At 53.0% G+C, this 7,527-nt stretch carries 11 protein-coding genes; 8 read left to right on the top strand and 3 right to left on the bottom strand.

Annotation, left to right across the window (positions count from 1 at the left end):
• The coding region (locus TH5_RS25745) for a virulence factor TspB C-terminal domain-related protein (RefSeq protein WP_279627794.1) at positions 1 to 1,234 on the top strand (1,234 nt) is incomplete at its 5' end.
• Between the two features lie 25 nt (positions 1,235 to 1,259).
• On the opposite strand, the gene TH5_RS26085 is transcribed toward TH5_RS25745, so the two are convergent.
• On the bottom strand, positions 1,260 to 1,394 hold the full coding sequence (locus tag TH5_RS26085) for a hypothetical protein (RefSeq protein WP_258546966.1): 135 nt from the start codon (positions 1,392 to 1,394) through the stop codon (positions 1,260 to 1,262).
• Here TH5_RS26085 and TH5_RS26175 point away from each other — a divergent pair.
• Together TH5_RS26175 and TH5_RS24835 are read left to right on the top strand one after the other, a co-directional pair.
• Positions 1,341 to 1,538, top strand: a complete 198-nt coding sequence (locus TH5_RS26175; protein ID WP_373964571.1) for a DUF2523 family protein — start codon at positions 1,341 to 1,343, stop codon at positions 1,536 to 1,538. The two genes, TH5_RS26085 and TH5_RS26175, sit on opposite strands and share 54 nt — an antisense overlap.
• Positions 1,538 to 2,659 carry a zonular occludens toxin domain-containing protein gene (locus TH5_RS24835; protein WP_083997218.1) on the top strand — a complete coding sequence of 374 codons (1,122 nt, stop codon included), beginning with the start codon at positions 1,538 to 1,540 and terminating at the stop codon, positions 2,657 to 2,659. Before TH5_RS26175 ends, TH5_RS24835 begins: the two co-directional genes overlap by 1 nt.
• Positions 2,660 to 2,710: 51 nt before the next feature.
• Here the strand turns inward: TH5_RS24835 and TH5_RS26170 are convergent, their stop codons facing one another.
• Together TH5_RS26170 and TH5_RS24825 are read right to left on the bottom strand one after the other, a co-directional pair.
• The gene (locus TH5_RS26170) at positions 2,711 to 3,037 is read right to left on the bottom strand and encodes a DUF3653 domain-containing protein (RefSeq protein ID WP_083997219.1); all 327 of its coding nucleotides are present in this window, start codon (positions 3,035 to 3,037) and stop codon (positions 2,711 to 2,713) included.
• 18 nt (positions 3,038 to 3,055) lie between these two features.
• On the bottom strand, positions 3,056 to 3,448 hold the full coding sequence (locus TH5_RS24825) for a helix-turn-helix domain-containing protein (RefSeq protein ID WP_064782565.1): 393 nt from the start codon (positions 3,446 to 3,448) through the stop codon (positions 3,056 to 3,058).
• A gap of 172 nt (positions 3,449 to 3,620) precedes the next feature.
• Between TH5_RS24825 and TH5_RS24820 the strand changes: the two genes are divergently transcribed.
• The 5 genes from TH5_RS24820 to TH5_RS25955 all read left to right on the top strand — a co-directional run.
• A protein-coding gene (locus TH5_RS24820) for an IS3 family transposase (RefSeq protein WP_225316971.1) occupies positions 3,621 to 4,708 on the top strand; the annotation gives its coding sequence in 2 pieces (ribosomal slippage) (positions 3,621 to 3,882 and positions 3,882 to 4,708; 1,089 coding nt in all).
• Positions 4,709 to 5,441: 733 nt separating this feature from the next.
• Positions 5,442 to 6,467: a phage/plasmid replication protein, II/X family gene (locus TH5_RS24815; protein WP_064782561.1), complete on the top strand. Its 1,026-nt coding sequence runs from the start codon at positions 5,442 to 5,444 to the stop codon at positions 6,465 to 6,467.
• Positions 6,468 to 6,477: 10 nt separating this feature from the next.
• On the top strand, positions 6,478 to 6,774 hold the full coding sequence (locus tag TH5_RS24810; protein WP_064782562.1) for a hypothetical protein: 297 nt from the start codon (positions 6,478 to 6,480) through the stop codon (positions 6,772 to 6,774).
• 333 nt (positions 6,775 to 7,107) lie between these two features.
• Entirely contained in the window at positions 7,108 to 7,230 is a 123-nt protein-coding gene (locus tag TH5_RS26080; protein WP_220149765.1) for a hypothetical protein, read from the top strand.
• 45 nt (positions 7,231 to 7,275) lie between these two features.
• A partial coding sequence (locus TH5_RS25955) for a hypothetical protein (RefSeq protein WP_208638540.1) occupies positions 7,276 to 7,527 on the top strand: 252 nt, incomplete at its 3' end.

Genomic DNA, 7,527 nt, shown 5'->3' with positions numbered 1-7,527 from the left:
AAATGGCTGGTGTGGTAATGACTTCAACCCGCCGTCAAACTCAACTGCCCATTCTTGCACTACTGTAACAGTTGACAATAGATACTACGCCGTTGGCCGCTGGTGCCGTTCGATACACACAGCAACGGGCCTACCATTCCAGCGCTCATACTCAACCGGCCCACTAACCGGCATCTGCGTCTTCTCCGACGAAGCGCCAACCTGCAATATCCCCGAAGGAACAGAGCAGAGACTCGAAACTTCTCTATCCCTCACACAGGTATGCTTCTCTAACTGCATCTTCGACAGCCCAAAGAAACAGATTGGAGGCTACGGCGCTGACGGAAGTCTCCGATGGTTCGCAGACTACACAAGCACAGGAGAGTACTGCGACGACCCTAACGGCGATTCATCCCGCCCATTCGACGACTTCACAGATGACGACGACTGTTACATCGGCATAAATGGCAAAAAGTACTGTGGTGTCCCGAACAACAGCCCGTGCCCCAACTACATCATGGTGGACGGCAAAAAGTACTGCCAGACAGCCGAAGAAGGGGAAAACCCAGTCGACTCAGACGGTGACGGCTCACCTGACGGAGAAGACCCAGACCCAACAAATCCCGATACAGATGGAGACGGTGCCCCAGATGGTAATGACCCAGATCCTACAAACCCGGATACCGACGGCGACGGCACACCTGACGGTGAAGACCCAGACAACGACAACAACGGCATTCCTGACGATGAAGAAGGTGACGGACCCGTCTCAGAATACACATCAGGCACTTGCAACCCAGGCACCCAGATACAAGAGCCTCAATGCAGCTCAGAACTAGATGCTGTCCAGTGCGCCATATACCTCAATAACTGGCATCACCGATGCGATGAAAAGCAGCAGTTCGACAAGCTATATGGCTCTGATTCAGATAGGGCCCCTATAACAAACGAAGGGGAAAGTTTCCTTGACCCTAACGACCCGGAAAACCAACTCCCCGGCTCAGGTCCAGACGGGGCAGGAGGCCCCAACGATACGACGATAGCCTTTAGTGATGCCGTTGACATGCTTGACGATTCGGGCTTTGTCTCAGGCTCTTGTCCTTCTGATATCGGCTACTCCGTATTCGGTGAAACCTTCTACTTCACCTACCAGCCAATTTGCCAAGTCCTCTCCATGGTTAACCCGGTGATCGTTGCCCTCGGCTGGTTCGCCGCTGCTCTCATTATTGGTCGATCAATCATCGGAGGTTCATAAGATGCCATTACCACTACTCCCTGTTCTAGCCGCTGGTGTAATAGGTCGCACACTCATCTCCGTAGTTGGTCGTGTCCTTTTTGCCCTCGGCTTCGGCTTTGTAGTCATGCAGGGCGTTCAGATTGGTTTCCAGGGTGTGATCGATCTCATAGCTACACATTTTTCAGGTCTCCCATCTGACTTCGCAGGACTGATAGGTCTAGCCGGTTTTGACGTTTTCGCCTCATTGGTCCTCTCTGCTTACTCAGCTTCAATATTCCTAAAGGGGGTAGGTGGGACAATAAAGAGAATGAGGTTTAAATAATGTTCTTAATCGTCACGGGCTCCCCCGGATCATCCAAAACCCTAAACGTAATTAGTCAGTTCAAATCTGTTACAGACCGCCCAATTTATTACCGTGGAATTAAACTCACAGATGAAGGAAAGTCCAAACTTGGTTGGATAGAATTGTCAGATGATGAAGCTAGAGATTGGCCTGATCACTGCCCTTCAGGTGCTATTGTCATCATCGATGAAGCACAAGAAATCTGGCCTGTAAGACCAGCAGGCACTGCAGTTCCTTCTGGCCTTACAGCCCTTGAAAAGCATCGTCATAAAGGTTACGACGTCGTTTTTCTAACTCAGCACCCAATGCTTCTGCATACCCATGCCAGAAAGATTTGCAATGAACATCACCATTACTCTCGCCCTTTTGGAACCAAACGCCCCATTCGCTATCACTCAGGTTCTGGGTTTGTAAATCCCGGTGATAGCAAAGAATTGAAGTTCACTTGCACACAAAAAAGAATTCCACTTGATAAAACCAGTTACCCACTTTACAAGTCAGCAGAAATTCATACCCACAAATCACGTGTACCTTTCGGCGTAATAAAAATGTGGTCTCTGATAGCAATAGCCTTGTTGCTCATTGGCTTTTGTGTTAACTGGCTGATATCAGTAATATCAGGTGATAAAGAGGGTTTAACCCACCGCCCAGACACACTCCCTACACAGTCAGAACAATCTGCATTTAACCTTAACCCAAGCTCAATAAGCCCGGTTTCAGCACGCAGACAGGTAGATTGGAATACAGCGCTAATACCCGAAATCGACGGAATCCCCTACACAGCACCCCTCTACAATGACGCAGCTACCAAAGTAAAATCAGTACCACGTGTAGCAGCTTGCATAGCTTCAAAAATTCGTTGTCAGTGTTTCACCCAACAGGCAACAGTTATTGAAGGTGTCCGTGATCAAGTTTGCCGCCAGTACGTAAAACAAGGCACTTTTGATCACATGCAAGAAGAAAATCGAGAGCGGGGAGGGGGATCGCGCGCGCGCGAGCCCGCCCCGCGCTCGTCCGATGATGAAACTGATACATCCATGGACCGCCTTCAGCGCGCCATCAAAATCACCCAGGAAACCCGGCTTTCCGCTCTCGACTAAACACAATATCTTGTGCGCCCTGCAGCGAGGATCTGCACAAGATGTTGTGTTTTAGAAATCCATCACGAATTGCGCCGGCCTAGCCCTGAGTCGTTCCAGCTCCCGGCGCAGCTGCCTGACAGCCCACAGGCTTTTTATTTCGTTTGCCCGGTACCCGTTGCCATCTGGATCAACCAGCAACTCACCATTCATACGCCAGCCACGCCAGCTCTCGTGCAATGAAGGGAGACGACCAACCCGATACAGGTTGACCAGATGCAAAACATGCGGGGGGGCTTTGTTCGTTCTGAGGTACCGACGGACTGTCGAGGGGTGACGGTAGGTTATTGCGGATATTTCTTTTACAGACAGGCCAAAACACAGGTCCCTGAATATCATTCGTCCATCACAGCAAGGCTAAAAGGCCGATCTTGCCCTCTTGCCTGACAGATAGTCTATTGAACATAATATACAGAGTTTATCCGCTACCTCTGCCCAATAGGGGATAGCTATCAAACCAAAAACCGTTGCAGCAGAGTGTGTTACTGCTTGAAATCGTCGTTTCCAAACCTGCAAGCCCTCCTCGTCGTGCGAGCGTTCTGCTTGCGCTATCTTGCAGATAGCAACAGCCTCAGCCGGGTCCATCCCGATCACCTCAGCAATCGTCCAGGCGTTTTCAACACTGAGGCTTCCGCCGTGCTTAACCGCCGAAATAGCACCTCTTGTAAGCCCTAGCTCCTTCGCTACTGCGTTGTCGCTCCTAAGCCCTTTTTTCTGCTTGTACTGCTCAATCAGGTCGTATGGCTTCATTTCTGGCTCCTCAGCGTTTGTCTAATGATGCTTGACAACCCCGAAACCCTCAATGTCTAATGCCGATATACATGTCAAGTCTCATTAGACATACGGAAGTCGGTAATCCCCCCGAAAAACAGCGGTGATCAAAAGTAGAATTTTCCGTAAGCTAGACGCAGGGAGATTCTGCATGAAGAAGTCACGTTTTTCCGACAGCCAGATCCTGTCGATCCTCAAGCAAGCCGAGAACGGCGTGCCGGTCCCGGAGCTGTGCCGAGAGCACGGCATGAGCAACGCCAGTTTTTATAAATGGCGGGCCAAGTTCGGTGGCATGGACGCGTCCATGATGGCTCGCTTGAAAGAGCTGGAGGATGAAAACCGCCGGCTCAAGAAGATGTATGCCGAGGAACGATTGAAGGCTGACATCCTCAAGGAAGCTATCGAAAAAAAGTGGTAAAGCCGTCTCGTCGCCGTGAGATGGCGCAGAAAGCCGTCAATGAGAAGCACGTCAGTATTCGCCTGGCTTGCTGGATGTTCAGCATCAGCGAGACCTGCTATCGCTACCGGGCAAAGCTCAGCAGCGAGAATGCCGAAATCGCGGACTGGCTGATCCGACTGACCCATAACCAGCGGAACTGGGGCTTTGGTCTGTGTTTCCTGCATTTGCGCAATGTGAAAGGCTTTGCCTGGAATCACAAACGGGTTTACCGGATTTATCGGGAGCTGGAACTGAATCTGCGAATCAAACCTAAAAAGCGCCTGGTTCGTGAAAAGCCTGAACCCTTGGCCGTGCCGGAAATCATCAATGACAGTTGGTCGATGGACTTCATGCACGACCAGCTTAACGACGGTCGCAGTTACCGACTGCTGAATGTGATTGATGACTTTAACCGGGAAGGCCTTGGCATCGAAGTGGACTTCTCGCTTCCGGCAGAGCGGGTTATCCGATCACTGGAGCAGATCATTGAGTGGCGTGGGAAACCGCGCTCTATTCGCTGTGACAACGGTCCTGAGTACATCAGCGGCAAGCTGTCAGCCTGGGCCGACAAACAAGACATCAAGCTGGCGTTTATCCAGCCGGGCAAACCGCAGCAGAATGCCTATATTGAACGCTACAACCGAACAGTCCGTTACGATTGGCTGGCGCAGTATTTGTTCGACAGCACTGAAGAAGTCCAGGACTATGCCACTCGCTGGCTCTGGCACTACAATCACGAACGACCCAATATGGGACTCGGAGGGATTACCCCTCAACAGAAGTTGGCCATGATGGCCTAAGGTCTACTTTTGAACCCCGCTAAAAATGGGGGGATTACCAGTCAACTCGACCACTTCCAAGGGGGAAGACCATGACCGAAAAGCAAATAATCTCTGCCGCGCTGCTTGCCTTCGCCATTTCGGTAGTCGCTGCCGTCTACTTCGCGGCCAGCTACCTTGAGGGGTGCCCGGCATGAGCAAGCTACCCACACGCATCTGGAGAAACCGCCTTTTCTGCGCTCACTGCTCCTTCGAGGTTTTCGACTCTCGCGCCTACTGCCTGAACCCACGATGTGTTGCTTTCATGCCCGAAGGGCATAACAGGCAGCAGGAAAGCGCCCAAAACGGAGCCCTACACCACGTTCTGCCGAAACCTCGCCCCCGGCGCGCCCTAGAGACAGAACACCAAGAAACGGCTTCCCAGCGCTTTCTACGCCGTTTCGGTGCGGGTGACACCGTTGCACCCACCAACACCACATCCCGCGCCATGAAAAACCCGATTTTCACGGCCTCTGCTTTCCCCCCGGCCTACGTTCCTTCCCCCAAGGTTGCCGGTGGGGTCTTTTCTTCTGGATCGATCCGGCAGCTTCTGCCGGTCGATTTCCGGGGGGCGGTCCCTGTAACACCGCCACTTTGTCTCATACGTGAGACTTTGATTTCCGGGTGGCGGTCCCTGTAACACCGCCACTTTGTCTCATACGTGAGACTTTCCCACAAAAATCACTGTCTACACGGACAGCAAAAGGGGGTTCCAATGCTTCTTGACTGGGTGACGGTCAGAACCCCCTACGAAAACCTTAACCCTGAGGCTCTGGCGATCGTCATGGCCTACGGCGATCGGGTCCAGCGCATCAACGCACAAACAGGTGAATTACGGTGGGAATCCGCCGCTTGGGACTCGATCCGTTCGGATACCCACGCAATCAGCGTCAAGGCAGGGGGGTCAGAACTCTGGATTCAAGGCAGCCCCGCCAGAATCATCGCCCAGGGTGACGCCGTATTCGGCGCCGGCGCGAGTCAGGCTCTCGACATTGCGGGTTGCATCAACCGGATGGCCTCATTTGTTGGTCAGATGCTTAATTGCCAGTTGCCCACGGCAAATAGCTGGAAACTCTCCCGCGTCGACGTCACAGAGAATCTGTTGCTAGAGGATCAGGCCGCCGTCCGGGTTGCCCTGTCGACATTGCGCAACTGTGAGGGCGGACGCTACCGAGTCAGCCAGCAAGCAGGTGACACCGTGTACTGGTCCCACCGCTCGAAGATGCGCAGCGGCAAAGCCTACGCAAAAGGCCCCCACCTCACCTACATGATGAAAAAGCCCACTTACGAGGGCTACCCCTACACCCAAGAGCAAATTACAGCAGCCGACAGGCTGTTGCGCCTTGAACTAAAACTAGGCCGAGAGTGGTTCTCCCGGCACGACTGGCAAACCGTAACCCCGGCAACCCTCCGCAATGAATGGAATGAGTATTTCGGCCGGATGATAGGAGCAGCGGAAGTGAAAACACATGACGATATCAAAACCCGCGTAATGGCTGCGGCAGAGACGGAAGGGCAGGCCCGTGCCGCCCTTGGACTCTGGGCGCTTATCAAGTCCGAAGGCTGGGAAGCAGCACGTGAACTACAAAGCCGCCCGACGTGGTATCGCAATTTAAAGATTCTCCGGGCCGCTGGCCTAGGTGATGCCGACTTGTCCACCGGGCAGGTCGTCCCACTCCGCCGCAAGGTACTCGAATGCCAAGCGGTAACCCACTGGGCCGAACTGGTCCGCACTGCTTAAAGGTGAACTTATGAAAAGCCAAATGATTATCGCGGGTCTGATCCGTCGCTCTGGTACCTCCAAGAAAACTGGCAACCAGTATGACTTCTGGACAGCAACCGTGCTCAACAAACCGATTATTCAAGGCGTAACAGCAGCAGCCCACGGCTTTGACGCCTCGGAAATGTCATGCGACCCAGCCGTAGCAATGACCCTCCGCGACTCAAAGTTTCCGGTTACCTGCGACGCGCAACTTCGCCTAGACCGCGACAACAAAGCAATCATCGAGGTTGCTACTCCCACAACCCAAAAAGCCGTCGCGGCTTAAGTAGGCCATTAACTCATGAATGACCCGGGCCCTTGGATTCATTTCATCATCACCGCCATGGCACTCATTGCGCTTTTTACGAGGTCAATCCAATGAATCAGGTTGTGATGTGTGACGGGGCTTGGGAAGAAGGTACAGAGGGTGCTGTTACTTGTAACGGTACTCTCGTGCAGGTGGAGGAGGGTTACTTTTCGTGGGTGCCCCCTCTGACATATGAGCAGTCCAACGAGCTGCTCACCTACGTCGGGTTGATATTCGCAACAGTGTTCATCTACGCGACTATCGCCCGATTCTTAACTGATCAACGTCCAGACTGAGGAGAAACTCATGGATATGACCGACGTAACGACCCAACTGGCACTGTCTCTGGCAGCAATCGGCGTAGTAGGTGCAGCTCTGCTTGCTCCTGCTGCCCTTCGCTCCGCCTGGAACGCTGTTCGCGGGTTCATCAAGTAACAGACTGGCCCCTTCGGGGGCCTTTTACTCCCTGAGCAACCCACTATGAATTACTTCACACGCCAGCTAATCCGTGCCTTGGAAAACCGGCTGTTTCGTCAGCTCGCCTACTACATCATAGCCGCCGCAATCGCCTTGCTCGGCTTGATCGCGAACACAGCACTTGCCGCAACAGTAGAGGACCCCCAGGCGACACCGGGAACATACTGCGCCCTCCCAAATGGCTGTGAAGCTTCAAGCTCAGACCCGCGCTACGATACTCAAGAAGACTTCGTAAATGGCTGGTGTGGTAATGAC

The sequence above is a fragment of the Thalassospira xianhensis MCCC 1A02616 genome (assembly GCF_003326475.1).
GTDB classification, from domain to species: Bacteria; Pseudomonadota; Alphaproteobacteria; order Rhodospirillales; family Thalassospiraceae; genus Thalassospira; species Thalassospira xianhensis.
This window is presented reverse-complemented; position numbering and strand designations above follow the sequence as displayed.

Bases quoted from the DNA above. Each gene is read 5' to 3' on its own strand.
- TH5_RS24815 (WP_064782561.1), top strand. From the start codon at position 5,442: ATGCTTCTTGACTGGGTGACGGTCAGAACCCCCTACGAAAACCTTAAC.
- TH5_RS26080 (WP_220149765.1), top strand. From the start codon at position 7,108: ATGACCGACGTAACGACCCAACTGGCACTGTCTCTGGCAGCAATCGGC.
- TH5_RS26170 (WP_083997219.1), bottom strand. From the start codon at position 3,037: ATGATATTCAGGGACCTGTGTTTTGGCCTGTCTGTAAAAGAAATATCC.
- TH5_RS24810 (WP_064782562.1), top strand. From the start codon at position 6,478: ATGAAAAGCCAAATGATTATCGCGGGTCTGATCCGTCGCTCTGGTACC.
- TH5_RS24835 (WP_083997218.1), top strand. From the start codon at position 1,538: ATGTTCTTAATCGTCACGGGCTCCCCCGGATCATCCAAAACCCTAAAC.
- TH5_RS24825 (WP_064782565.1), bottom strand. From the start codon at position 3,448: ATGAAGCCATACGACCTGATTGAGCAGTACAAGCAGAAAAAAGGGCTT.
- TH5_RS26085 (WP_258546966.1), bottom strand. From the start codon at position 1,394: ATGTGTAGCTATGAGATCGATCACACCCTGGAAACCAATCTGAACGCC.
- TH5_RS26175 (WP_373964571.1), top strand. From the start codon at position 1,341: ATGCAGGGCGTTCAGATTGGTTTCCAGGGTGTGATCGATCTCATAGCT.